The following is a 23,235-nucleotide window of genomic DNA, read 5'->3' on the forward strand; positions in this document are numbered from 1 at the left end:
TCAGTGGTGGACCTGAACCTCGACGCGCTCGCGGATGTACTCGTCGGGATGCGACCGGGCAATCGCCACTGCGGTGTCGACCAGGGCTCGAAGCTCCGGCGGGTAGGACTCCGGCTTGAGAGGCAGCCCGGGCAGAATGCAACAGCGGACATCCAGATCCTCGTTGGCCACGAACTCCCGCAGCGAAGCCTCACGCCAGGCTGTCACGACGTCCCGTGCCTCATCTGCCGCGAACCCCATCTCCGCGACTGAGGTCCCGACTCGAAGATGCTGTTGTCGAAGCGGGTAGCCCGTCCAGTACCACGCGCGGACCGAACCGGCACGCTCCCGGTCGGTGCCCGTCTGGAGATAGGTGAGCAAGGCCGCCTGGACACGACGGCGCCCGAACGCGTTGATCGCCGGCTCGACGAACCAGCGGTTATGACTCGGGTCCGGCTCGCAGACGGCTGCGCTGATCAGCGGCTCGAAGAAGTCCTCGGACAGCCCAGCCGATCGGCTGGTGAAGGCCTTTCGTATCGCGTTCCGAGCGATGTGCCTCCAGCCAGGGGTTTCCGACTTGGGAGGAACCTCGATCCCGAGGAGCCGGATCAGCTCTCTCAGATTCCGCCGAAGGATTTCTCCACTGTCCTCCGGCCGCTCCGGCCGCTCTGGCCGCTTCGGCTGCTCCGGCAGCGGGAGCAACTCCCGTACCTCCCTAGCTGCGCCGTCCTCAGGCATCGCCATTCCCTCCCGCGTCGCGCGCGTGCTGAATCCATGCAAATCTGGTGAACACGCCACTAATAGATGCACTGCCTATTGTCGCGGCTTTGAGGCTGTCGCGCGCACCGGCGGCCATAACCGCGCGTTATCGCCGCATTCCCAATCGGCTGGTACCGGCCGGAACGTAGGCGGTCGAGGATTGGTCCTGGATGCGACGTGTCCGCGATCGCAGTGGCCTGGCAGCCAGAAACGGAGAAGCCTTCATGTCCCACCATCTCGACACCCCGCTGGCCGCCAAGAACGGTCAACTGTTCCTCGACGACCTGTACGTCTTCCAGGGTGAGGACTCCACCGTCCTGATGATGGACGTCAACTCGAACATCACGGGCGTCTACGCCGAGCCGGGCTTCCATCTCGAGGCGCGTTACGAGTTCAAGGTCCATGTCGACGGCGAGGATTTTGAAAGCCTCACCTACCGGTTCGCGTTCGGCGGGCCCGATGCGGACGGCCGTCAGAGCCTGCGGCTGGAAGTTCTCTCCGGCGCCGACGCGCGCGAGGACGGTGCCGTCGGCGCGCTCGTGGCCCAGGGTCGCACCGGGGAATCCGCCACGGGGGACGACGGGGTCCGGGTCTGGGCTGGACGGATCTGCGACTCCTTCTACATCGACCTGTCGCTGCTGTTCATCATCAATGCGGCGGTCGGCGAGGGCAGCAAGGTCGACCTGTCCGCCTGGAAGCCGGGCGAGGCGAAGAACACCTTCGCCGGGACCACGGTGGAAACCATCGTGTTGGAGATCCCGCATACCCATCCGGTGCTGCGCCCCGGCGCACGTATCGGCGTGTGGGCGGCGACCAAGTTGGCCACCGACGCCGGTGGCTGGCGGCAGATCAACCGTGCCGGGAACCCGATGATGTGGCCGATCTTCTGGCCGACCGACACCGAGTTCACCGACCCGGCCAACGCCCGCCATCCCTCCCGGGACGTCGCCGAAGCCGGCTCGTACCTCGCCGACCGGGTCGCCGCGGTCGTCGCGGCCACCGGCACCTCGGCCGACCCCGAAGCCTACGGACGCCAGGTCGCCGGGCAACTGCTGCCTGACGTGCTGTCCTACACCGTCGGTACCCCCGCGCAGTTTGGCTTCGCCATCCGCAACGGCCGCACCCAGGCCGACAACGCGCCCGAAGCGATGCTCTCGCTGGTCACCAACAGCGGCGTACCGGCCGGACTGACCCAGGCCGTCGCGGCGGACCTGCGCACGTCGCAATTCCCTTACATCGTCCAGGCCAAGGCCTAGTCGCGCAGGTTCAGCGAAGCACCACTGTGAAGGAGAACAAAGCCATGCCCTACGTCACCGTCGGCGAAGAGAACTCCGCGCCCATCGAGATCTTTTACGAGGACCACGGCCAGGGACGTCCCGTGGTGCTGATCCACGGATTCCCGCTGTCCGGGCGGGCGTGGGAGCGCCAGGAGCGGGCGCTGCTCGCCGCCGGCCGCCGCGTGATCACCTACGACCGGCGCGGATTCGGCCGTTCCAGCCAGCCGACCACCGGCTACGACTACGACACGTTCGCCGCCGACCTGGACAAGCTCCTGGCAGCGCTCGATCTCACCGACGTCGACCTGGCCGGGCATTCGATGGGCGGCGGCGAGATCGCGCGCTACCTCGGGACGTACGGTTCGGCGCGGATCGGCAAGGCGGTGATCGTCTCCGGTGTGCCGCCGTACCTGCTCAAGACTGCGGAGACGCCGCAGGGTGTGCCGCAGGAGGTGTTCGACGAAATCGCCGGAGCCCTAGTCGCCGACCGGTTCGGCTACTTCACCGAGTGGAACAAGAGCTTCTTCAACCTGGACGAGACCCTCGGCAAGCGCATCAGCCCCGAGGCCGTGCAGGACGCCTGGAACACCGCGGTGTCCGCCTCGCCGACCGGCACCATCGCCTGCGTGGCCACCTGGATCACCGACTTCCGCGCGGACCTGCCCAAGATCGACATCCCGGTGCTGGTGCTGCACGGCACCGCCGACCGGATCCTGCCCATCGACGCCACCGGCGCCCGCACCCACGAACTGATCAAGGACAGCGAGTACGTCGCCATCGAAGGCGCCGACCACGGCCTGTGCTGGACCTACGCCGAGGAGGTCAACGCCGAACTGCTCAGATTCCTGGGCTGAGAAGGCACGACAGAGCTCCGGCACTCCACGCCGGGCAGCGACAGCCGCCCTCAGGCTTCCGCAGCGGGACCGGTTCCGGTTTCGCTGCGGAAGCCTTCGACTCGCTTGTGCGACTGACATTCTGCATATCCGTGCGCAGAAATACAAGGTCGCGAAGTCCATTCCGTGCGGCTTCGCTATCTACCTTCTCTGAATGTGCACCCGGGTCGGGATTGAGATTTCCGGGAATACCATTGCTCGCTCGGCGGTGATAATCTTTCGGCTATGACATCTCCCGAGCTCAATCACCTTCAGCTCCTGACGATGGTCGGTGAGCTCGGCAGCCTCGGGCGGGCCGCCGAGAAGCTGGGGATCAGCCAGCCCGCGGCGAGCAAGCGCATGGACCAGCTGGAGCGGCGCCTCGGTTTGCGCCTGGTCGAGCGGAACAGCCGGGGCTCGGCTTTGACCGCCGAGGGCAAGGCGGTGTGCCAATGGGCGGAGAAGGTGGTGGCGAGCTTCGACGCGCTGCTGGTCGGCGCGGCCGCCCTGCGTACCGATATCGGCAACGATCTGCGGGTGGCCTCCAGCATGACGCTCGCGGAGCACCTTGTGCCCCGGTGGATCGGAGCGCTCCAGCGGCAGCTGCCCGACGTGGTGGTCAGCCTCAGGATGACCAATTCCACGCAGGTCGCCGCCCTGGCCGCGGCCCGCGAGGTGGGCCTGGGGTTCATCGAGGCGCCGACCGTGCCCCGAGGCCTCTCCTCGCGCCTGGTCGGCACCGACCGGCTCGCCATCGTGGTCGGTCCCGATCACCCGTGGGCGCGCCGGAGCGGCCCGGTCGGCCTGGCTGAACTCGCTCGCACCCGCCTCCTGGTCCGCGAGCATGGCTCAGGCACCCGCGAAACGCTGGAACGCGTCCTGTCCCGCGCCGAGGCCGACCCAGCCAAGCCCCTCATGGTGCTGGACGCCAACGCCGCCATGCGCGCCGCCGTCGCCGACGGCGCAGGTCCCGCCGTGATGAGCATGATGACCGTACGCAACGACCTCGAAGTCGGCCGCCTGGTAGAGATCCCGGTCGAGGGAATGGACCTCCACCGCCGCCTCCGCGCCGTCTGGTCCACCAACCGGCCACTGACCGACGCCGAAAGCCGCCTGCTCCAGATCGCCGTGCAATCCCGCCGCCTCACCCCGACGATCGGCCCGCAGGTACGCAAGACCCGATGACACAAGACCCGATGATGCGTGGGCAAAAAAATGCTCGCCGCGGTGTCGACCGCAGTGCTCACGCCGGGCGCCTGGTTCGGGCGGGTTCACTCAGAAGGGGTCTGGCGCAACGGTCGCAGGGCCTCGCTCACGCGCAGCAGTTCTTCCAGCGTCGCGGCGAGGGCGGTGGTCATGATGTCGTTGGGCTGGAAGGTGCCCTGCTCGGTGATGAATTGGTGGACGAAGGGGATCGGGACGGCTTCGAAGATCGGCGTCATCTTGAGGGTGGTGACGACTTGCTTGATCATCTGGGCGGCGCGGGTGCCGCCGGCGACGCCGCCGTAGCTCACGAGTCCGACCGGCTTGTACTGCCACTCCTGGTGCAGGTAGTCGATCGCGTTCTTCAGTTCGGCGTTGTAGCCGTAGTTGTACTCCGGCATGACGAAGAGGAAGGCATCCGCCGCGGCGACGGTCGCGCTCCAGTCCAGGGTGTGCTGGTGGACGTAGCGCTTCAGGCGGGGGTGGTGCGGCTCGTTCATGAACGGCAGGTTGAGCACGGCCAGGTCCACCAGCTCGACGTCATCGAAGCCTTTGAACGCCTCGGTCTCCTGCTTGACCCAGTCGCCGATCAGGTGCCCGATCCGGCTCGGACGGGTGCTCGCGACGATGATGGTCACCTTGGCCATGCTTGCGTTCTCCTCCTGGACGGGGCGGAATGTCGCTGCGGGCCGTGTTCGCGGTTCTGCACACGCGAAGCGCGGTCGTCGGTCAACGGTAGTTCTCGGCGGACTGCCCGTCCTCACCGGGCTGCGGCCCGGCGGTGCCGCGCGTCGAAACGTCCGCCGGCCGGGATCCGGTGGACGGGTCCCGGCCGGCGGGGCTCCCCGGCGTGAGCCGCCGGGGTCAGTCAGCAGGGGTGGGCGGCGACGTTGGCGCTTGGCCCTGATCGGGGGTGGCGGCCGGTCGCGACGGTGGCGGCCGGGTGATCAGGCGGTGCTCAGAAGTCGTCGTCGGGGACCGGCACGGGGTTGGTCCAGATGCTCGGCAGCGCTGAGACCGAGGCCGGGTATCCGGGCGGCGTGAGGTAGTTGTGCACTTCGTAGAAGGTCACCTCCGGCAGCTCGGTCACGCCGGTGCGGGCGATGACCGGGCCCAGGACGGTGCCCAGGAAGATCTCGAACTTCTCCCGGGACTCCCAGACCTCCACGACGTGGAGCTTGCCGTCCTCCTCCTCGCCGGCCCAGTGGAACAGGACCCCGGGGACGCCGGTGCCGAACGCGACCAAGCCGAGGTCGCTCAACTGCTGCTCGTATTGCTTGAGCGTCGCGATGGAGCGGATCTCCACTGCTGTGGTCATAGCAATTCCCTGCTTTCGTTTAATGACGTCCGGTCGAACTCAACCGGTGGCTTGCAGATGGCATCGCCGAATTCTCCAGACAGATACGGAATGCCGATCGAGAGATCATCGGGGGGTGAGCCGGAGCGTGGCCTGGCGGGCCTGCTCGGTCAGCACCATCCCCAGGTGGTCGTGGTGTCCGTACTTCGCGCGGTACGCGTCGTCGACCAAGGCTTGCTCGGCGGGCTCCGCGTCGTGGAACGCGACGTCCGTGCCGAACCCGGTGGCGGTGACCCGGCCCTGGTTGCGGGACTGGACACCGCGGAACCACGGGCTGATCCGGCCGTTGATCGCGCGGACGTAGGCGCGGCCGCCGGCGCTGACGGCCCACATCGGGACCGGGACGCGCAGGCTGCCGTCAAGGCGCTCCGACTCCAGCGTCACCTCGTCCGCGGCATCAATGCGCGCGAGTTCTTCCTCGTTCCAGGCCGCCATAGGCATGTATCCCTCCCGTAGCCCCGTGCACGCTTCGTTTGAAACGTGCTGTATTTAGCAGCCAACCCGCTCCGGTACCGAAAGTCACCGCGCCCGACCCAAATGAGCACGTCTGAAGAAACCCGCTCCGGCAGGCCCGGAAACCGGATGGCTTTATGATCTACTGCCGCCCGGCATGGTGATATTGAAGAATTCGACGACCTTGTCAACCAACTGTCTTCCTCGGGCGAAAACACCTTCCTGGCGCGGTCGCGCGCCGCCGCGCAGCGCTGACGACCAGCCCCGCACCGCGACGTCGCCGCCGGTGCGCAGGCCCTGCCGGCCGGGAAAATGCGCACGATTGCAGAAGTAGCGCCCGCCCCGCGCTCGTTAGCTTGAGCACCAAGTTCAACCACTATGTGAGCTTCGGACTGGAGAGGCAGATGAAGGTTGGCATTGTGCTCTTCGGCAGTCGTGGGGACATCCAGCCCTATGCCGCGTTGGCCCACGGGCTGACCGCGGCGGGGCATGAGGTGGTCATCGCGGCCAACGCCGACGCGGCACCGATCGTCGACGCGGTCGGGGTCAGGTTCGTACCCGTCGCCGAGCTGGACATCAGGAAGTGGCTCAGTTCGCCCGTCGGCCAGGAAGCGCTCATGGCCGGGACCGCGCAGGCGCTGCTGGACAGCGCCAACGCGTGGATCGTCTCGGCTCTGCCGAGCCTCGTCGCGGCGACGAAGGAGGTCGCCGACGGCGCGGACGTCGTGATCTCCGGGTTCCCGATGGACGACTACGTGGCCGCCGTGTGCGCGGCGCAGGGGGTGCCGATGATCATCGGCTACCTGACCCCGTGGCTGCCCACCAAGGAGTTCCCGCCGGCCTACATGCGCGTCGGCCGGCCCGACCCGGAGCTGCTCTCCGGCGAGGACAACCTGCGCACCTACCAGGAGTTCGAGGAGATCTTCTGGCGCGGCAGGCGCGAGGCGGTCGCCGAACTGCGCGCGTCGCTCGGCCTGGCGCCGGTGGACCGTCCGCTGCTGCAGACCGCCCCCGACCTCGGCTACACGGTGCTCCACGCGTACAGCCCGGTCGTGGTCCCGACCCCGCAGGACTGGGGTCAGGGCAACGTGTTCACCGGGTACTGGCGGCTCCCGGCGGCGGCGCGCGAGCGGCTCGGCGAGGCGGTGCCCCCCGCCGAGCTGGTGGAGTGGCTCGACGCCGGCACCCCGCCGATCTACCTCGGGTTCGGCAGCATGCCCATCATGGACCCGGCGCCGGTGCTGCGGATGGCCGCCGCGGCCGCGGAGCGTGCCGGTGTACGCATCCTGATCGGCGCGGGGTGGACGGACATGACCGAGGCCGCCGCCGGGCTGCCCGACCACGTCGCGGTGGTGAACGAGGTCGACCACGACTGGCTCTTCCCGCGCTGCGCGGCAGTCGTGCACCACGGCGGGGCGGGCACCGTGGCCGCCGGGCTGACCGCGGGACGCCCCTCCTTCGTCTTCTCCATGTTCTTCGACCAGCCGTACTGGGGCGCCCAGATCGCCCGGCTGCACGCCGGCGGCGGGCGCATGCTCACCGAGATGGACCTGGACACGCTCACCGAGGCGATGGTGCTGCTCGGCGACGGCCACGTACGCGGCCACGCCGCCGAGATCGGCGACCGGCTCCGGCAGGAGGACGGCGTCGCGGCGGCGATCAAGGTGATCACCGACCCGGCTCGCGCCGTCATTCCCCGATAGTCCCGATCGGCGCTCCTCAGCTCGACCATCAGTGCACATCCATCACGGGGGCTTCTGACTGGAGACAGTGATGAAAGTCGCCCGGGCGGTTCGGCCGAAAAGGCACCGCCGACCCAGATCGCGCCTGATGACGTGGCTGACCGCCGTCGCGATCGGTGTGTCCGGCCTGACAGGGCCCTTCCCCGCGCACGCGCACGCCGACGTGGTCACGGTGTCCAACGATCCGGGCCGCACCGGCTGGGACCGCAGCGAGCCGCACCTCTCACCGGGAGCCGTGAACGGCAGCGACTTCGGGCAGCTGTTCTCCACCGCGCTCACCGGCCAGATCTACGCGCAGCCGCTGGTGGTCGGCTCGACCGTGGTCGTGGCGACCGAGGAGAATCACGTCTACGGCCTCGACAGCGAGACCGGCGCGATCAAGTGGTCGACCTACCTCGGCCCGTCCTGGCCGGCCTCGACGGTCGGCTGCGGTGACCTGACCCCCGACATCGGGGTCACCTCGACACCGGTCTACGACCCGGCCTCCGGCGACCTCTATGTGACGGCGAAGGTCGACGACGGCGCGAACGCGACTGTCCCGCACTACTACCTCTTCGCCCTGAACGCCGGCACCGGTGCGGTGGTCCCGGGGTGGCCGATGAGCGTCCAGGGCGCGCCGTCGAACGACCCGACGAACACCTTCGACGCCGAGGACCAGCTCCAGCGCACGGGACTGCTGTTGCAGAACGGCTCGGTGTACATGGCTTTCGGGAGCCTGTGCGACGTCCTGCCGTTCCGGGGCTACGTGGCCGGGGTGAACACGGCCACCCGGGCGCTGCACATGTGGACCGCCGAGGCCGGTCCGAACGCCTCGGGCGCGGGGATCTGGCAGGCCGGCGGCGGGATCGTCTCCGACGGCGGCGACGGCATGTTCATCGCCACCGGCAACGGCGTCACCCCGCCGGCCGGTCCCGGCACCTCGCCGCCGGCCACGCTCTCGGAGTCGGTGGCGCATCTCGGGGTGGCCGCCGACGGCACGATCTCGGCCACCGACTTCTTCGCCCCGACCGACGCCGGAACGCTCGACGCGAACGATCAGGACCTTGCCTCCGGCGGTCCGGTGGCGCTGCCCGACGCCGAGTTCGGGACCAGCGCCGATCCGCACCTGATGGTCGAGATCGGCAAGGCGGGCGAGCTCTACCTCCTCAACCGCGACGCCCTCGGCGGTCGCGGCCAGGGCAGCGGCGGCGGCGATCAGGTGCTCGGCGAGACAGCGCTGACCGGGGTGTGGGGCCACCCGGCGGTGTGGGGCGGGGACGGCGGCTACGTCTACCTCACCGAATCGCAGGGCTATCTCACAGCACTGGGTTACGGACAGACGAGCAGCGGCACCCCCGCGCTGCACCTGGCCGGCACGAGCGCCGCGACGTTCGGCTACTCGTCCGGCTCGCCGGTGGTGACCTCCGACGGCACTTCCTCGGGGTCGGCTCTGGTGTGGGTCGTCCAGTCCTCGGGAGCCGACGGCGGCGGCGGGCAGCTCATGGTCTACAACGCCGTGCCGTCCCAGCGGGTGCTCACGCTGCTGCGCGCGTGGCCGCTGGGCACCGTCTCCAAGTTCACCGTGCCGGCGACCAACGGCGGGCGCGTCTACGTCGGCACGCGCGACGGCAACCTGCTCGCCTTCGGCGCTCCGATCAACCAGGCCTTGGAAAGCGGGCCGGTGCACTTCGGTTCCACGGCCGTGGGTTCCACCGGCTCCGCGACGGCCACTTTGACCGCGACCAGGACCGTCACAGTCTCGGCGATCACCGCCCCTGCCCCCTTCGGCGTCGCGCCGCCCGCGCTGCCGGTCACGCTGACCGCCGGCCAGACCCTGACCGTTCCCTCTACGTTCTCGCCCACCACCTGGGGCGCGGTCACCGGGCAGATCCAGCTGACGACCGATCAGGGCACGATCTACGTCGGACTGGACGCCACCGGCACGCAACCAGGCCTGGCCGCCACGCCACCGTCGCTGGATTACGGGGACAGGGCGGTCGGCAGCGGCGAGACGCTGGCACTGAGCGTGGAGAACACCGGCACCACCACCGAGACGTTCACCTCCCTGACCGCACCGGCCGTGCCGTTCACCGCGAACGGACTGCCCAAGGCCGGCGACACGCTCGCGCCGGGCGCCGCCGACACCTTCACCGTGGCCTACGCGCCGACCGCCGTCGGCGACGACCGCTCCTCGGTCGTGCTGACCAGCGATCAGGGTGCGGTCACGATCCCGCTGACCGGCGTCGCGCAGATCGCCGACGATCAGGTCACGATCAGCCCGACGACCCTGTCCCTGGGGAAGGTGGACGTCAGCCAGACCTCGGCTCCGCAATCGTTCACCGTCACCAACACCGGCAACCTGACGCTGACCGTCACCAAGGCGGCGCCGCCGACCGCACCGTTCACGGTGCTCAACCCGATCCCCGAGGGTCAACAACTCGCCCCGGGCGAGAGTTACACGGTCTCGATGTTGTTCACCCCGTATCAGCTGGCGAACTTCACCGGCACGTATGCGATCAGCACCGACACCGGCCAGGGCGAGATGGACGTGACCGTGACGGGCACCGGTACGCCGACGCCCGCGATCCCCGTGCCTCCGCCGGGCGGCGACTGGACGGTCAACGGCTCGGCCCGCATGGCGGGGACGAACCTGGAGCTCACCACGCCGCACAACACGCACAGCGCAGGCTCTGCGGTCTACGGCACGCCGGTGCCCAGCGCGGGTCTGAAGGCCGACTTCACCGCGCGGCTGAACGGCGGCAGCGGGGGCGACGGGCTGACGTTCAGCCTGCTCGACGCGGCGAAGTCGAAGCCCACTTCACTGGGCACCGCCGACGGCGGTATGGGCTTCTCAGGCTTGAAGGGGGTCGCGGTCGTGCTGGGCACCCACCGGGAAAAGGGCGCGCCGTCGGACAACTTCGTCGGGATCGCGACCGGGAACCGCGACGGCTCGCTCACCTATCTCGCGACCTCGACCCATGTCCCCGCCTTGCGCAAAGGCACGCACGCCGTGACCGTGCAGGCGACCGGCGGCCGGCTCGCCGTGTCGGTGGACGGCAAGGTGGTGCTCTCACCCGCGGTCGCCCTGCCGGCCCAGGTGCTGCCCGCGTTCACCGCAGCCACAGGCGCGCTCACCGACGATCACATGGTCAGCGCGGCCGTGATCTCATCGGGCGGCGCGAACCTCCCGGCGCCCGGCGGCGGCTGGTCCTACAACGGCACTAGCGCGCTGAGCGGTCCGGACACCCTCCTGACCCGCGCTGGCCACGACCAGCCCGGCACCGTGACCTCTCCGACCCCGCTCGGGATCCACGCCATGGAGCTCCAGTTCACGTCGGTCATCGACGGCGCAGCGGCGGGCCGCGGCTTGACGTTCAGCCTCTTCGACGCCGCATTGGTGACCCCCGGCGCGGTGGGGGAGCGCGGTGACGGACTGGGTGCGAGCGGCCTGCCGGGGGTGTATCTGATCCTGAACACCTACACCGGCGGCAAGGCGGCTTCGAGCGTCGCGATCGGAACCAACCCGGCATCGGGCACCGCACCGACGCTGCTCTACAGCACCGCGAATCTGCCGAGTCTGCTGGGGACCCACACAGTGTGGGTGATGTACTTCGGCGGCTTGCTCAGCATCGCCATCGACGGAACGCTCGTGCTGCAGGGCACTGTCGCACTGCCTGCCACCGCGCTGCCGTCGTTCACGGCGGGTACCGGGCAAGGCGGCGACGCGCACCTCGTGCGCGATGTGTCGCTCCAGTACTTCTAAGCGTTCTGAGTAGATAACCGCGAAGCGACCCGAGCATAGCCCGGGTCGCTTCGGCGCTTCGCCGTCTACTCGGCAGCGGCGATCGCCTCGCTTCTGGACGGGCCGAGCAGCGCCGGGATCACCGCGGCGAGGGCCACCACACCGGCGACCACGATCGCGTATCTGCTCCCGTGCATGAACGCCGCCGGCGAGGCGTAGCTGCCGTTGGCCGTGAAGACGGCGGCGAGGATCGCCACCCCGAACAGCCCGCCGATCTCCCGCATCGTGTTGCTGGCGCCGGCTGCCACTCCCGAGTCGGCGGGCGGCACCGCGCCGATCGCGGCGTTGCCCAGCGTCGGGAAGACGAAGGAGATGCCGATGCCCGCCACGACGAACGGAGCCACGAGCGAGGTGTAGCCCACGCCGGCCTTGACCGTCAGCCCCAGCCAGAGGAACCCGGCTCCCATCATCAGCAGGCCGCCGACCATGAACGGGCGGTTGCCGGCCTTGTCGGCGCCGATGCCGCCCAAGGGGGCGAAGACCATCGGCATCATGGTGAACACCAGCATGCGGATCCCCGAGGCGAAGGGGGAGTAGCCCATGCCGACCTGGAGCATCTGCGCGATCCAGAACACCGCTCCGATCAGCGCGAAGGAGAACAGGACGGCCACCGCGCCCGCCGAGGAGAACGCGCGGTCGCGGAAGTACTCCAGCGGCATCATCGGCAACGGCGCCCGGCTCTGCCAGACCACGAACGCGGCGATCAGGACCGCGCCGACGATCAGTGCGCTGATCACCTCGCCGCTGCCCCATCCGACCGACGGCGCCCGGACCGGCGCCCAGACCAGAGCGAGCAGCCCGACCGCGATCAGCGGCAGGCCGACCAGGTCCAACCGCGGGCGCGGACCCCGGCTCTCCTTCAACAGGACCGCGGAGGCCGCCGCAGCGACCACGCCGACCGGCACATTGATCCAGAAGATCCACTGCCAGTCGATGCCCTGGATGACTGCACCGCCCACCAGCGGAGCGACGGAGACGCCCAGACCGGTGACACCGCCCCAGATCCCGATCGCGGCGCCCCGTTTCTCCAGCGGGAACGCCTCGCTGATCAACGTGAGCGACAGCGGCAGCACGACGGCCGCGCCAGCGCCTTGCACCGCCCGCGCCGCGATCAGCACCCCCACGCTGCCCGCGGTCGCGCACGCGACGGACGAGCCGGTGAACACCGCCAGGCCGACGACGTACATCCTTCGGCGTCCGAAACGGTCCCCGAGCGCGGCTCCGGTGAGCATCAGCGAGGCGAACGCGAGGTTGTAGGCGTTGATCGTCCACTCGAGATCGGACAGGCTCGCACCCAGATGAGCCTTCAGCGACGGCAGCGCGGTCGCGACGACCACGACGTCCAGCGACGTGACGAAGGCGCCGATCGAGGCCAGGACCAGCGTCGCGGCGACACGGGGCCGGGGACCCGCGCTCGCGGCGGCCTCACTCATCGCGAGCGCCTCCCCCCTCGCCGGCACGGATGCGCACGGAATTGCTCAGGCAGGCCTTCATTCGGACCCTCCGGTTCCGCCGGGTTAGATGACAGTGATAATCTAACTTCGGGGCGTGAGACGGCCGCATCTTTGTGGATGCTCGGTGTGATCCACGTGCCGGGAAGGAAGGACCCTCATGGGCCGAGCCTCACGAGCCGACGCCGCGAAGCACCGCGAGCACGTGGTGGCCGCCGCCGCCCGTCTGCTGAGGGAACGGGGCAGCGCCGAGACCAGCGTCCAGGATGTGATGTCGGCCGCGGGGTTGACGCACGGAGGCTTCTACAAGCAGTTCGCCTCGAAGCAGGAGCTGACGGGTATCGCCGTCACGGAGGCGTTCGAGGGGATCAGCGGCCTGCTGGCGCGGATCGGCGAGGAATCCGCGGACCGGACGCAAGCCCGGACGAGATACCTCGACGCATACCTCACGCCCGAGCACCGCGACTCGCTCGGCACCGGATGCGCCAACACCGCCCTCGCCGCCGACGCCGCCCGCGCATCGGCCGACAGCCCGCTGCGTCAGTCATACACCGCCGGGGTGAAGCAGACCCTTGACGGACTCGCCAGAATCGAACCCGCGGCGGACCAGGACGATGGCGAAGCCCGCCGCCAGGCCATCGTCGACCTCGCGACCATGGTGGGCGCCCTCACGCTGGCGCGGGGGATCGCGGGGGACCCGCTGTCCGACGAGATCCTCGCCGCGGTGCGCGCCGCCCTCGACACGCGACGGTAGCCGGTCCACGGCTGGTAGCCAGGACTCCTGGCTAGGACTCCTGGCTATCAATCTGCGCTGATGACGGTGCCGGACGACCTCGAACCGGCCCGCGGCTGCCCGGACGCCGGGCACTCACGGCGTGTATGGGCCTTGCAAGCCAAGGCCCATACACGCCGCGTGGTACGGGTAGGGCTGTCGTCGGTGACCAGCGATCACCGTCGAGCCCTGATGTGCTGTCAGGCGCCGGCTCGGGCGCGCCGGGGCGCCTGGGTGCGGGACGCGGTGTTGGCCTGCGTGCGGCCTGTGTGCGGGGGGCGGCTTCGGCGGCTGCGGCCCGCGCCGGTGGAGCCAGTGTAGCGCGGGCGTTCGACCACGGGGTTGGGGATCGTGACGGCGATGCCGGTGGGGACGCGGGCTCCGGTGATGGCGGCGAGTTCGGCGTCGCCGGGGCGGACCCGGGCGGAGTTCGGAGTGATGCCGGCGGCCGCCATCATGCGGGTCATGTCGCGGCGTTGGTTGGGCAGGACCAGGGTGACCACGGTGCCGGACTCCCCGGCGCGCGCGGTGCGGCCGCCGCGGTGCAGGTAGTCCTTGTGGTCGGCCGGCGGGTCGACGTTGACGACCAGGTCCAGGCCCTCGATGTGGATGCCGCGGGCCGCGACGTTGGTGGCGATCAGGGCGGTGACCTGGCCGCCGCGGAACTGCTCCAGGGTGCGGGTGCGCTGCGGCTGGGACTTGCCGCCGTGCAGCGCCGCGGCCCGCACCCCGTTGGCCAGCAGGTCGCGGACCAGGCGGTCGGCGCCGTGCCGGGTGTCGGTGAACATGATCACGCCGCCCTCGCGGGAGGCGATGTGGGCCACCGCGGCGTTCTTGTCGCTGCCCTCGATGTGCAGCAGGTGGTGCTCCATGGTGGTGACCGACGCGGCCGAGGGGTCGACGGAGTGGGTCACCGGGTCGGTGAGGAAGCGGCGGACCAGGCGGTCGACGTTGCGGTCCAGGGTGGCCGAGAACAGCATGGTCTGCCCGCCCGGTGCGACCTGGTCCAGGAGTTCGGTGACCTGGGGCAGGAAGCCCATGTCGGCCATCTGGTCGGCCTCGTCCAGGACGGTGATCGCGACCTGGTCCAGGCGGCAGTCGCCGCGCTCGATCAGGTCCTTGAGGCGTCCGGGCGTGGCCACGACGATCTCCGCACCGCTGCGCAGCGCGTGGGCCTGACGGCCGATCGATATCCCGCCGACGACCGTGGCCAGCCGGAGCCGGACGGCGTGGGCGTAGGGCGTGAGCGCGTCGGTGACCTGCTGCGCCAGCTCGCGGGTCGGGACCAGGACCAGGGCCAGCGGCTCCCGGGGCTCGGCCCGGCGTCCGGCGGTGCGGGCCAGCAGCGCCAAGCCGAAGGCGATGGTCTTGCCCGAACCGGTGCGGCCGCGGCCCAGGACGTCGCGGCCGGCCAGCGAGTTCGGCAGCGTCGAGGCCTGGATCGGGAACGGCTCGGTCAGGCCCTCGCGCGCCAGCGTCTGCAGCAGGGCACCGGGCAAGTCGAGCTCGCTGAACGCCGTGACGGCGGGCAGCGCCGGCGTGGAGCTGACGGGAAGGGCGAACTCGCCCTGCACGGCGGGACCCCGGCGGCTCGACTGGCCGCCGGAACGACGGCCGCCGCCCGAGGAGCGGTAGCCGCCGGAGGCGGAACCGGAGCCCGAGCGCGAGTCGGAACCGCGCTGGGAAGCGGAGTGATTGGAACGGATCATGGGATGACCTTCCTCGAGAGGCGCGTTTCGAGGAAGGAGCCGGGCCGCGGTGAAACCGCGGGCAGACCATCACGAACGAGCCTGAAAAACGTGGGGCGTGGACGGTGGAACCGTTCGGACCGCACTGGTACTACGAGAAGAACAGTTCGGCGGGACCCGGAGACGTTGCCGGGCGCGTGGCGCGGACGCAGCTTAGGCAAGCTCCGCCGCGTCCCCCGCGGGAAAATCAGATCGGGCGGATGTTCTCGGCATGCGGGCCCTTGGGGCTCTGCGCGATCTCGAACTCGACCCTCTGGCCCTCGAGCAGCTCGCGGAAGCCTTCGGCGCTGATGTTCGAGAAGTGGGCGAACACGTCAGGTCCGCCGTCGTCCTGCTCGATGAAACCGAAACCCTTTTCCGCTTTGAACCACTTCACGGTGCCAACAGTCATATATGCGTCTTCCTTGGTGGGGGGCCGTACCGAAACCCGCGCTACGCGCGTTTCACGCCGCCGCGATGACCACCAGCCCGGAACCAGCACCGGGAAAACTAAAGATGCGCCTGTCGGCTACAACCGGCAGGCGCACACAAGTACATGGGAACCACAACTGCAACAAGTAACACTGTAGCAGCCGCGGGCTCCAGCGTGGCGGGATTTCGATCACGAGCCGACCGCGACCGCCACCGCTCTCGCAGGGCGTTCGCCCTGCTCGAGCGCACCTCTTACTCCGATAGATGAAAATCTGTAGCCGCTGGAGTAGACATGGTGCCTCAGTGTGGGTAGTGTTCCTGTCGTAACCACAGCAGCGAAGATGCGCGGCAGACACGAACTGGCGCGAGGCAAGTGCAGGACGGCAATGGGGTTCCGGGGCCGGCAGTGCTGGTGGGCGCCGGGGCCGACGGCCGGGCCGCAGGACAGGGCCCGGGGCTGCCGAGCAGTACCGCAAGTGCAGTAGGCAAGACCCGCAAGTGCAAGACGCAGTATCCGGTCAGGTAGGTCGAGAAGAGAACAGGAGCGAACACCATCAGGATCGCCCGGACGGCATGGTGTGTCCGGGTGGGCAGTTCAGGCCCCGGATTGGAAGGTGGTCCCCGGTCAGCAGTCCGAGATCCCCGCGCTCCCGCCGTGTTCAGGCGGCCCGCGGAAACAGTAGGCCGGTGTGTTTCGCCGGTAGGTAGATGGTGTTGAACCCCCCCAGGGCCCGGTGCCGTACGGCACCGGGCCCCTCCTCGTGTCCTGCCGCGCAGCAGACAGAAGAGGTGCGATGACAGGTAGTACCCGCTCCACCCCGGCCGACAGGCTGGACGATGACGACTATCCGGCCTACACGATGGGCCGGGCCGCCGAGATGATCGGCGCCACCCCCGCGTTCCTGCGGGCCTTGGGCGAGGCGAAACTGATCGTGCCGCTGCGCTCCGACGGCGGCCACCGCCGCTACTCCCGCTACCAACTGCGCATCGCCGCCCGCGCCCGCGAACTCGTCGATGCCGGAACCCCCGTCGACGCCGCCTGCCGCATCATCGTCCTGGAAGACCAGCTCGAAGAAGCCCAACGCCTCAACGCGGAGTTGCAAGCCGGGTCGGGCGAGGCGAAGCCGAACGCGCAGGCCTGAGCTCGGACCGAGAGGGGCCGTGTCGGCGCATTCTGGGGCGAGGGGTGGATCTCAGCGCAGCGCATCGGGCGCGGTTCGCGCTGATGTCGGTGTCCGGCCACTGGTATCCGACCACTGGCATGCGGAGCTCGAGGTCGGACAGCAGGTTGTGGTGCCGATGCGTCGGGCCGGTCGCCAGGGTCAGTCGCCCAGGCGCATGGGAGGTCCGACGTAAATGTGCGGTCCGGGCACCGGCGCGGACTGGCGGGTGTGGATGAGGGTGGGTCCCGCTACCAGCGGGGCATCGCCCGGCTCGGGATCGCCGTCGGAGCGCTCGGCCGGGTCCGGACCTAGCCGGGCGGCGGACTGAGCGGCTGCGCGGGGGCGGGTGCGGTCGTACGCGGCGCGTTTGGCCGGGTCGTTCAGGATGTGCCAGGCGGCGAGGACCTGTGCCAGACGCTGTGCGCCGGCGGCACCCGTGGCGGGTGCGGTGTCGGGGTGCAGGGTGCGGGCCAGGTTCCGGAAGGCGCCTTTGATCTGCTCGGGGTCGGCATCGGCGGCGACGCCGAGGATGGCGTAGAGGTCGTCGGCCATGCTCGCTCCCGCTGGGCTGCTCGCCGGTGGCCGCCGGGAGGGGGAGGGGCGGCCACCGGGGTGATGGTGGGCGTGCCGTGGGGCGGCACGCGGCGGGGGTCAGGCGTTGATCGCCTTCTTCTCGTCGGCGGTGGTGATCTGCACCTTGCGGGGCTTGGCCTTCTCGGCGACGGGGATGCGCAGCGTCAGGACGCCGGCGTCGTAGCCGGCCTTGATGTTGTCGGTGTCCAGGGTGTCGCCGAGGAACAGCTGGCGGGAGAAGGCGCCCAGCGGCCGCTCGGAGATCTCCACCTTGGCCTCGCCCAGCGCGGCGGGGCGGCGTTCGGCCTTCACCGTGAGCACGTTGCGCTCGATGTCGATGTCGATGGCGTCCAGGGACACGCCGGGCAGGTCGAAGCAGACCACGAACTCGTCGCCCTCGCGCCAGGCGTCCAGGGGCATCGGGTTGGGGCGGGTCCAGGTGCCCGCGGCGGTGGTCCCGAGCAGCTGGCTGGCGATGCGGTCCAGGTCGCGGAACGGGTCGGTGCGCATCAACATGGGGTCACCTCCAGGTGAGTGGGTCGACCAGGGGGGTCGACTCGCTGACAGACACAGGTATAGCATGTCATCGGAACGATGACAAGTGATGCCGTCGCCGAGGAGATGACGCAGATGGAAGACAAGCAGCGCGGCCGGACGCCCGCCGGCGCCGCCGTTTTCGACACCGGTGCCGCCTTGGGCGAGATCGCGGCCGCGATGCACGCCGTGCATCCCTCCGCCGACGTGCCCGGGCCGGCGTCGGCGCCGCTGAGTGCCAACCAGGTGCTGGCCGCCCTGACGCTGCTCCGTGAGCTCCGTACGGAGATAGCCGGTTGGGAGCCGCAGCTGATCGAGGCGGCCCGGGCGTTGAACACCAGCTGGGCCGACCTGGCTCCGGCCTTGGGCGTGGCCAGCCGGCAGGCCGCCGAGCGCCGTTACCTGCGGCTGCGGCCCGCGGTCGACGGCGCGGAAGGCACCGGCGAGGAGCGGGTGGCCGCCGAGCGGGACCGTAGAGCGGGAGACAAGGCGGTGGCGGGCTGGGCCCGGGACAACGCCGCCGGGCTGCGGCAGCTGGCCGGGCAGATCGGCGCGCTGACCGATCTGGGGGACGGCGCCGACGGCGACCTGGCCGCGCTGCACGACGCGCTGGGCCGCGACGACGCCGCGGACCTGTTGGCACCGCTGGCCGGTACCCGCGGCCACCTGACCGGCGCCCATCCGGGCCTGGCCGAGCAGGTCGGAGCCGTGGACTCCAGCATTACCCGGGTGCGCGCGGCCTCCGACCGTGCCCGCCGCCCCGGGCCGCAGGACGTGTGAGCCGTGTCGTCGTCGAGGAGGGCTGCCGTGATCAATCCGCCGCCTGGGCAGCAGGCGGTGAAGCCACCGCGGGGGCAGCGACGAGCAGATCTGTGTGCCCTATGCGGACCTGGAAGCCGGCACCTTCCAAGATGGAGCCCATGGCGGTGTACATCGCCGCTTTGATGCCCGCGATCGGGCCCAACTGCGCGAGGTCGGGCTGCCACAGCACCCGTACACCCTCAGGCACCGCCTCGGCCGTCACCCCCCGCCCGGACGCCCGAGTCCGAAATCCCGCCCGGTCCAGCAGGTCCCGGACGTCATCGAGCATCTGGTGCTGATCCATTGGTGTGCAAGGCCTTCCCCGCGGTAACCCGCCCAGCCGCCGTGCGGCACGGCGGCTCCATAGCTGACTCGAGCCGTTAACCCGATTCGCGCACGGCAAACCTCCCCGCTCACTTTGATTGCGCACGCGGTGGCGAGCATGCCGATCCGCCCCGCGATTAGAGTGGTCTGCATGGACATGCGAAGGATCGTCGCGGTGCTGGCCGAGGAGGCTGAGCAGCAACTTCACGACCACGTGTGGGAGCTGTCGCCACACGACCATGGACTGGCTCGTGAGGCCGAGGCCGGCCTGCGCAAAGCGGTCGGTCCGCCGGATGTCCAGGAGGCGTTGCCGCTGAAGGACAGGCTCGAACACCTTCGGGAGACGCTCGCGGTTCTGGCCATCTGCCTGGCTCGTACGCACGGTCGCCTGGCCTGGCTTCTCGCCGGCGGCATAGAGGCGCTCGAGCCGGTCCTGCGCTGGCGTGTCCTCTCGCCGGAGGGCGGCGGCACCTTCGGTACTGTTCCGGCGCATCCTGAGCAATACGCGGAGGCAGAGGATGCTGTCCGCCGACTCCAGGAAGTGCTGGCGCAGCTCTCTGCTATGGCATGACAGCCTCGCGCCTGGCTCCTAGCACCTAGCGCCTAGTTCCTAGCTCCTTCTGTGCGCGAACACCCACCGGTTGCCGCCCAGCGCGTCGTTCGGTTCGGGCAGGGGACCGCGGCCGAATCGGAGGGTGAAGTCGTACGGGGTGGCGACGGCCGTGGACCAGCCTCGTGCGGCCAGGTCGCCTGCCGAGTCGGGCCGCGCCTCCTTCGCGAAGAGGTCGAGCAGGTCGATGCCGATCTGCCGCCTGGTCTCGGTGTACAGCGGGCTGTCCCGGTGTGCCATCAGGTCCTTGTCGAGTTTCACTTCGAAGGCCAGCGCGCTTTCGGCCGCGGCGAGCCGGTCCACAGCGGCGATGAGCCGTGTCTCGACGGCGCCGGGCAGATAGAACAGCAAGCCCTCGGCCAGCCAGGCGCTCGGTGTGTTCGGGTCGAAGCCGGCGTCTGTCAGTGCCCTGACCCAGTCGGCGCGCAGGTCGGTCGGGACCGGGACGCGTGCTGCCTTCGGGGTGGCCGCGACGGCGTCGAGCACCCTGTGCTTGAACGCCAGCACCCCTTCCCTGTCCAGCTCGAAGATCACGCAACCGGGCGGCCAGTCGAGCCGGTAGGCCCGCGCGTCGAGCCCGGCTCCGAGCAGGACGACCTGGCGTGCGCCCGCGTGGACCGCCTGCAGCAGGAAGTCGTCGAAGACCCTGGTCCGCAGGCCGAAGTAGCGGGCGAAGCGACCCCACAGCGGGTCCGCCTCGCCGTCCGGGACCTGGTCGACGCGGACGGGCCAGTCCGCGCTCGCCCGCGCGGCGCGCACGAAGTGCTCGGCGAAGAGGTCCTGGGCCAGGCTGTCGCGGCGGTGGGTCTCGATCGCGCGGGAGGCGGCGACCAGCAGGGCGGTGACGCCGACGCCGCCGTCCACGCCTCCCGTGCCGGTGTCCGGCTGCGTCACGTCGGCCGTCATGGGTGCTCCTTCGTGCGGTGCGGCGGCAGCAGGACGGGTTTGACGACGCGCCCCGTCTCGCAGTCGCGCTCGGCCTCGTTGATCTCGTCGAGCGGGTAGGTGCGGATGAGCTGGTCGAAGGGGAAGCGGCCGGCCTGCCAGAGCGCTGTCAGCCGGGGGATGAGCACGCCGGGCACCGCGTCGCCCTCGCAGAGGTGGGACAGTTTGCGGCCGCGGTCCAACGTACCGGGCTCCAGCGGAAGGCTCTGGCGGAGCCGCGCCACGAGGCCCAGGTGGCCGGTCGGTCGCAGGGCCCTGAGCGCCTCGTTGATCAGGTCGGGCGAGGCCGTGGTGTCCAGGGCGTAGCGCACCCCGCCGTCCGTCAGCCGCTTGATACGGTCGGCGAGACCGCCGGTCCCGTACAGCGGGACGGCGCCGAAGCGCTCGGCCGTCGCCAGCCGTTCGGGGTGCCGGTCGACGGCCAGGACCACGGCTCCAGCCGCGGTCGCCGCCATGACCGCCGCCAGGCCCACGGCGCCCGCACCGAAAACGGCGAGGGCATCGCCGGGGACGACGCCGAACGTGTTCAGGACGGCGCCGGCGCCGGTGAGGAAGCCGCAGCCGAGCGGGCCGAGCAGTTCGAGGGGCAGCGTGGGATCCACCCGGACGGCGTTGCGGGCCGGGACCATCGCGTACTCGGCGAACGAGGACTGGCCGAACCATCGCGGCGCCAAAGGGATTCCGGCCGCGTCGGCGAATCGCGCGGCGTTCGTCGTGCGCCCGCCGAACAGGTTGAGCTCGGCGAAGGAATCACAGTAGGCGGGGGCGCCGCTGATACAGGCCCGGCAGTGTCCGCAGGAGTCGAAACTCAGCACGACGTGGTCCCCGACGGCCAGCCGGGTGTCCGGACCGCCGGTCTCCACGACGACCCCGGAGCCCTCGTGGCCGAGGACGGCCGGCAGCGGCGAGCGGCCCGCCGAACCCCGGACGGCGAGATCGGTCCGGCACATCCCGCATCCGGCGATTCTGACCAGGACCTCGTCCGGTGCCGGTCCCTCCTCCAAAGCCACCTGCTCGACGGCGAATCGGCCCTCGTACGAACGCAGTACCGCCGCGTCGAACCGGATGGCCACGTCACGTCTCCTCGGGCCGGTGCACGACGAACGGTCGGAGGTTCCCGTAGAAGCCCCACGGCCCGCCCGCGACACCTACGCCGCTGTCCTTCGCGCCCGCGAACGGCTGGGCAAGGGAGAGCTCGCCGTGGTGGTTGATCCAGACGGTCCCGCATTCGAGCCGTTCGGCGACCTCCTCGGCCCGGTCCAGATCGGTTCCCCACACCGAACCGCCGAGGCCGAAACCGGTGGCGTTGGCCGCTTCGACGGCCTGCTCCACGCCGCGGTACACGAGCACCGGCAGCACCGGGCCGAACTGCTCCTGAGCGACCACCGGGCTCTGGGCCGAGACGTCGGCCAGGATCGTCGGCGCGAAGAAGTAGCCCGGCCTGTCGAGCCGGTGCCCGCCGGCCGCGGCGCGGGCGCCGGTCGCCAAAGCCTCCGCCGCGTAGCCCTCGACCCGGGCGAGCTGAGGGGCGTTGTTGACCGGTCCCAGTTGCGATCCCGCTTGCAGGCCCGGTCCCACGACGGTCTGATCCGCGCGCTGTGCCAGGGCTTCGACGACTTCGGCATAGAGCCGGGCCGGGGCGTAGACCCGCTTGACCGCCATGCAGATCTGCCCGCAGTTGCGGAACGCCGCCCAGAACAGCCGGTCCACGATCTGCTCCACGTCCACGTCGTCGAGCAGGATCGCGGCATCGTTGCCGCCCAACTCCAGGGTGACCCGGGCCAGCGAGGACGCCGCGCCCCGGGCCACGGCGCGGCCGGTGGGAACCGAGCCGGTGAAGGTGACGTGCCCGAACCCCGGGTGGGAGGCGAGGCGCTCGCCGAGGGGTTCGCGGCCGGTGACGATCGTGAGGACGTCCTCGGGCAGGGCGGCGGCCAGCACCGATCCCAGCATCCTGGTGGCCAGGGGAGTGAAGGGGGAGGGTTTGAGCACCACCGTGTTGCCCGCGGCGAGCGCGGGGGCGAACTTCGCGGAGGCGAGTTGGAGCGGGAAGTTCCACGGAACGATCGCGGCGACGGGACCGAGCGGCCGCCAGCGGACCTCGCTGCGCACCGGTCGGCCGTCCACGATCGGCCGGGTCTGCGGGCGAAGCGTGGCGAAGTAGCGAAGGCGGGCCGCTGCGCGGGCCACCTCCGCGAACGACTCCGGCAGCGGTTTGCCCTGCTCGCGGGTGAGCAGCGGGGCGAGGTCCGGCCCGGCCCGCTCCACCGCGTCGGCCGCCGCGAGCAGCGCGGCGGCGCGGGCGTCGGGGTCGGCACGCCACCCGCGCCAGGCCGTGTGCGCCCGCTCGACGATCGCGTCCAGTTCCTCAGGCTGCTGATCGGGCGCCTCGGCAAAGGGCTCGCCGGTCGCGGGATCGAGGACTGCGAAGCTGCCGCCGCGGGCCCGGTGCGGGCGGCTGGGCTCAGTCGTCGGCATGC

The 23,235-nt window shown here is 70.2% G+C and carries 22 protein-coding genes; 9 read left to right on the forward strand and 13 right to left on the reverse strand.

The genetic code is table 11. From position 1 onward, the window contains the following. Positions 1 to 717 (reverse strand): hypothetical protein, encoded by a 717-nt coding sequence (locus CACI_RS13400; protein WP_012786897.1) that lies wholly within the window; start codon positions 715 to 717, stop codon positions 1 to 3. Positions 718 to 962: 245 nt separating this feature from the next. Here CACI_RS13400 and CACI_RS13405 point away from each other — a divergent pair, with 245 nt between their 5' ends. From CACI_RS13405 to CACI_RS13415, 3 genes are all read left to right on the forward strand, one after another. Further along, positions 963 to 1,994, forward strand: a complete 1,032-nt coding sequence (locus tag CACI_RS13405) for a DUF4331 family protein (protein ID WP_012786898.1) — start codon at positions 963 to 965, stop codon at positions 1,992 to 1,994. 44 nt (positions 1,995 to 2,038) lie between these two features. Next, the gene (locus CACI_RS13410) at positions 2,039 to 2,869 is read left to right on the forward strand and encodes an alpha/beta fold hydrolase (RefSeq protein ID WP_012786899.1); all 831 of its coding nucleotides are present in this window, start codon (positions 2,039 to 2,041) and stop codon (positions 2,867 to 2,869) included. Positions 2,870 to 3,133: 264 nt separating this feature from the next. Then, positions 3,134 to 4,072, forward strand: a complete 939-nt coding sequence (locus CACI_RS13415) for a LysR family transcriptional regulator (protein ID WP_012786900.1) — start codon at positions 3,134 to 3,136, stop codon at positions 4,070 to 4,072. 86 nt (positions 4,073 to 4,158) lie between these two features. Here CACI_RS13415 and CACI_RS13420 read toward each other — a convergent pair whose 3' ends face one another. From CACI_RS13420 to CACI_RS13430, 3 genes are all read right to left on the reverse strand, one after another. Beyond that, complete coding sequence (locus tag CACI_RS13420) at positions 4,159 to 4,737, reverse strand: NADPH-dependent FMN reductase (protein WP_012786901.1); 579 nt, start codon at positions 4,735 to 4,737, stop codon at positions 4,159 to 4,161. Positions 4,738 to 5,048: 311 nt separating this feature from the next. Next, positions 5,049 to 5,408, reverse strand: coding sequence for a hypothetical protein (locus CACI_RS13425; protein WP_012786902.1), 360 nt, complete (start codon positions 5,406 to 5,408; stop codon positions 5,049 to 5,051). Between the two features lie 105 nt (positions 5,409 to 5,513). Beyond that, positions 5,514 to 5,888, reverse strand: coding sequence for a DUF2255 family protein (locus CACI_RS13430; RefSeq protein ID WP_012786903.1), 375 nt, complete (start codon positions 5,886 to 5,888; stop codon positions 5,514 to 5,516). Positions 5,889 to 6,304: 416 nt separating this feature from the next. On the opposite strand from CACI_RS13430, the gene CACI_RS13435 reads away from it, so the two are divergent. Together CACI_RS13435 and CACI_RS13440 are read left to right on the forward strand one after the other, a co-directional pair. Then, positions 6,305 to 7,603 (forward strand): glycosyltransferase, encoded by a 1,299-nt coding sequence (locus CACI_RS13435; protein ID WP_012786904.1) that lies wholly within the window; start codon positions 6,305 to 6,307, stop codon positions 7,601 to 7,603. 127 nt (positions 7,604 to 7,730) lie between these two features. Then, positions 7,731 to 11,384 (forward strand): choice-of-anchor D domain-containing protein, encoded by a 3,654-nt coding sequence (locus CACI_RS13440; protein WP_049871568.1) that lies wholly within the window; start codon positions 7,731 to 7,733, stop codon positions 11,382 to 11,384. A 65-nt stretch (positions 11,385 to 11,449) separates the two neighbouring features. On the opposite strand, the gene CACI_RS13445 is transcribed toward CACI_RS13440, so the two are convergent. Next, the gene (locus CACI_RS13445) at positions 11,450 to 12,856 is read right to left on the reverse strand and encodes a DHA2 family efflux MFS transporter permease subunit (RefSeq protein WP_012786906.1); all 1,407 of its coding nucleotides are present in this window, start codon (positions 12,854 to 12,856) and stop codon (positions 11,450 to 11,452) included. 178 nt (positions 12,857 to 13,034) lie between these two features. On the opposite strand from CACI_RS13445, the gene CACI_RS13450 reads away from it, so the two are divergent. Next, positions 13,035 to 13,628, forward strand: a complete 594-nt coding sequence (locus tag CACI_RS13450; RefSeq protein WP_012786907.1) for a TetR/AcrR family transcriptional regulator — start codon at positions 13,035 to 13,037, stop codon at positions 13,626 to 13,628. 218 nt (positions 13,629 to 13,846) lie between these two features. On the opposite strand, the gene CACI_RS13455 is transcribed toward CACI_RS13450, so the two are convergent. Further along, on the reverse strand, positions 13,847 to 15,355 hold the full coding sequence (locus CACI_RS13455; RefSeq protein WP_012786908.1) for a DEAD/DEAH box helicase: 1,509 nt from the start codon (positions 15,353 to 15,355) through the stop codon (positions 13,847 to 13,849). 226 nt (positions 15,356 to 15,581) lie between these two features. Beyond that, positions 15,582 to 15,785, reverse strand: a complete 204-nt coding sequence (locus CACI_RS13460) for a cold-shock protein (protein WP_012786909.1) — start codon at positions 15,783 to 15,785, stop codon at positions 15,582 to 15,584. 814 nt (positions 15,786 to 16,599) lie between these two features. Here CACI_RS13460 and CACI_RS13465 point away from each other — a divergent pair. Beyond that, positions 16,600 to 16,947: a MerR family transcriptional regulator gene (locus tag CACI_RS13465; RefSeq protein WP_012786910.1), complete on the forward strand. Its 348-nt coding sequence runs from the start codon at positions 16,600 to 16,602 to the stop codon at positions 16,945 to 16,947. A gap of 180 nt (positions 16,948 to 17,127) precedes the next feature. On the opposite strand, the gene CACI_RS45485 is transcribed toward CACI_RS13465, so the two are convergent. Both CACI_RS45485 and CACI_RS13475 read right to left on the reverse strand, forming a co-directional pair. Then, complete coding sequence (locus CACI_RS45485; protein ID WP_012786911.1) at positions 17,128 to 17,520, reverse strand: J domain-containing protein; 393 nt, start codon at positions 17,518 to 17,520, stop codon at positions 17,128 to 17,130. A 99-nt stretch (positions 17,521 to 17,619) separates the two neighbouring features. Further along, a complete protein-coding gene (locus CACI_RS13475) occupies positions 17,620 to 18,057 on the reverse strand; it encodes an Hsp20/alpha crystallin family protein (RefSeq protein ID WP_012786912.1) in 438 nt (145 codons plus the stop codon). Positions 18,058 to 18,135: 78 nt separating this feature from the next. On the opposite strand from CACI_RS13475, the gene CACI_RS13480 reads away from it, so the two are divergent. After that, positions 18,136 to 18,855, forward strand: a complete 720-nt coding sequence (locus tag CACI_RS13480) for an HSP18 transcriptional regulator (RefSeq protein WP_143765224.1) — start codon at positions 18,136 to 18,138, stop codon at positions 18,853 to 18,855. 31 nt (positions 18,856 to 18,886) lie between these two features. On the opposite strand, the gene CACI_RS13485 is transcribed toward CACI_RS13480, so the two are convergent. Then, a complete protein-coding gene (locus CACI_RS13485) occupies positions 18,887 to 19,165 on the reverse strand; it encodes a hypothetical protein (protein ID WP_012786914.1) in 279 nt (92 codons plus the stop codon). 186 nt (positions 19,166 to 19,351) lie between these two features. Between CACI_RS13485 and CACI_RS13490 the strand changes: the two genes are divergently transcribed. Further along, complete coding sequence (locus CACI_RS13490; protein ID WP_223297528.1) at positions 19,352 to 19,771, forward strand: hypothetical protein; 420 nt, start codon at positions 19,352 to 19,354, stop codon at positions 19,769 to 19,771. Between the two features lie 39 nt (positions 19,772 to 19,810). On the opposite strand, the gene CACI_RS13495 is transcribed toward CACI_RS13490, so the two are convergent. Genes CACI_RS13495 through CACI_RS13505 form a run of 3 tightly spaced genes read right to left on the reverse strand, consistent with a single transcriptional unit; the run spans position 19,811 to position 23,233 of the window. Next, complete coding sequence (locus CACI_RS13495; protein ID WP_012786916.1) at positions 19,811 to 20,716, reverse strand: SAM-dependent methyltransferase; 906 nt, start codon at positions 20,714 to 20,716, stop codon at positions 19,811 to 19,813. Continuing rightward, positions 20,713 to 21,822: an NAD(P)-dependent alcohol dehydrogenase gene (locus tag CACI_RS13500; protein ID WP_041541687.1), complete on the reverse strand. Its 1,110-nt coding sequence runs from the start codon at positions 21,820 to 21,822 to the stop codon at positions 20,713 to 20,715. The genes CACI_RS13495 and CACI_RS13500 overlap by 4 nt, the downstream gene beginning before the upstream one ends. 7 nt (positions 21,823 to 21,829) lie before the next feature. After that, positions 21,830 to 23,233 (reverse strand): aldehyde dehydrogenase family protein, encoded by a 1,404-nt coding sequence (locus CACI_RS13505; protein ID WP_012786918.1) that lies wholly within the window; start codon positions 23,231 to 23,233, stop codon positions 21,830 to 21,832. Between the last annotated feature and the right edge of the window lie 2 nt (positions 23,234 to 23,235).

Source organism: Catenulispora acidiphila DSM 44928, from assembly GCF_000024025.1.
Lineage (GTDB): Bacteria > Actinomycetota > Actinomycetes > Streptomycetales > Catenulisporaceae > Catenulispora > Catenulispora acidiphila.

Bases quoted from the DNA above. Each gene is read 5' to 3' on its own strand.
- CACI_RS13415 (WP_012786900.1), top strand. From the start codon at position 3,134: ATGACATCTCCCGAGCTCAATCACCTTCAGCTCCTGACGATGGTCGGT.
- CACI_RS13455 (WP_012786908.1), bottom strand. From the start codon at position 15,355: ATGATCCGTTCCAATCACTCCGCTTCCCAGCGCGGTTCCGACTCGCGC.
- CACI_RS13445 (WP_012786906.1), bottom strand. From the start codon at position 12,856: ATGAGTGAGGCCGCCGCGAGCGCGGGTCCCCGGCCCCGTGTCGCCGCG.
- CACI_RS13440 (WP_049871568.1), top strand. From the start codon at position 7,731: ATGACGTGGCTGACCGCCGTCGCGATCGGTGTGTCCGGCCTGACAGGG.
- CACI_RS13480 (WP_143765224.1), top strand. From the start codon at position 18,136: ATGACAAGTGATGCCGTCGCCGAGGAGATGACGCAGATGGAAGACAAG.
- CACI_RS13495 (WP_012786916.1), bottom strand. From the start codon at position 20,716: ATGACGGCCGACGTGACGCAGCCGGACACCGGCACGGGAGGCGTGGAC.
- CACI_RS13425 (WP_012786902.1), bottom strand. From the start codon at position 5,408: ATGACCACAGCAGTGGAGATCCGCTCCATCGCGACGCTCAAGCAATAC.
- CACI_RS13490 (WP_223297528.1), top strand. From the start codon at position 19,352: ATGGACATGCGAAGGATCGTCGCGGTGCTGGCCGAGGAGGCTGAGCAG.
- CACI_RS13505 (WP_012786918.1), bottom strand. From the start codon at position 23,233: ATGCCGACGACTGAGCCCAGCCGCCCGCACCGGGCCCGCGGCGGCAGC.
- CACI_RS13400 (WP_012786897.1), bottom strand. From the start codon at position 717: ATGCCTGAGGACGGCGCAGCTAGGGAGGTACGGGAGTTGCTCCCGCTG.
- CACI_RS13465 (WP_012786910.1), top strand. From the start codon at position 16,600: ATGACAGGTAGTACCCGCTCCACCCCGGCCGACAGGCTGGACGATGAC.
- CACI_RS13435 (WP_012786904.1), top strand. From the start codon at position 6,305: ATGAAGGTTGGCATTGTGCTCTTCGGCAGTCGTGGGGACATCCAGCCC.
- CACI_RS13430 (WP_012786903.1), bottom strand. From the start codon at position 5,888: ATGCCTATGGCGGCCTGGAACGAGGAAGAACTCGCGCGCATTGATGCC.
- CACI_RS13420 (WP_012786901.1), bottom strand. From the start codon at position 4,737: ATGGCCAAGGTGACCATCATCGTCGCGAGCACCCGTCCGAGCCGGATC.
- CACI_RS45485 (WP_012786911.1), bottom strand. From the start codon at position 17,520: ATGGCCGACGACCTCTACGCCATCCTCGGCGTCGCCGCCGATGCCGAC.
- CACI_RS13405 (WP_012786898.1), top strand. From the start codon at position 963: ATGTCCCACCATCTCGACACCCCGCTGGCCGCCAAGAACGGTCAACTG.
- CACI_RS13485 (WP_012786914.1), bottom strand. From the start codon at position 19,165: ATGCTCGATGACGTCCGGGACCTGCTGGACCGGGCGGGATTTCGGACT.
- CACI_RS13450 (WP_012786907.1), top strand. From the start codon at position 13,035: ATGGGCCGAGCCTCACGAGCCGACGCCGCGAAGCACCGCGAGCACGTG.
- CACI_RS13475 (WP_012786912.1), bottom strand. From the start codon at position 18,057: ATGTTGATGCGCACCGACCCGTTCCGCGACCTGGACCGCATCGCCAGC.
- CACI_RS13460 (WP_012786909.1), bottom strand. From the start codon at position 15,785: ATGACTGTTGGCACCGTGAAGTGGTTCAAAGCGGAAAAGGGTTTCGGT.
- CACI_RS13410 (WP_012786899.1), top strand. From the start codon at position 2,039: ATGCCCTACGTCACCGTCGGCGAAGAGAACTCCGCGCCCATCGAGATC.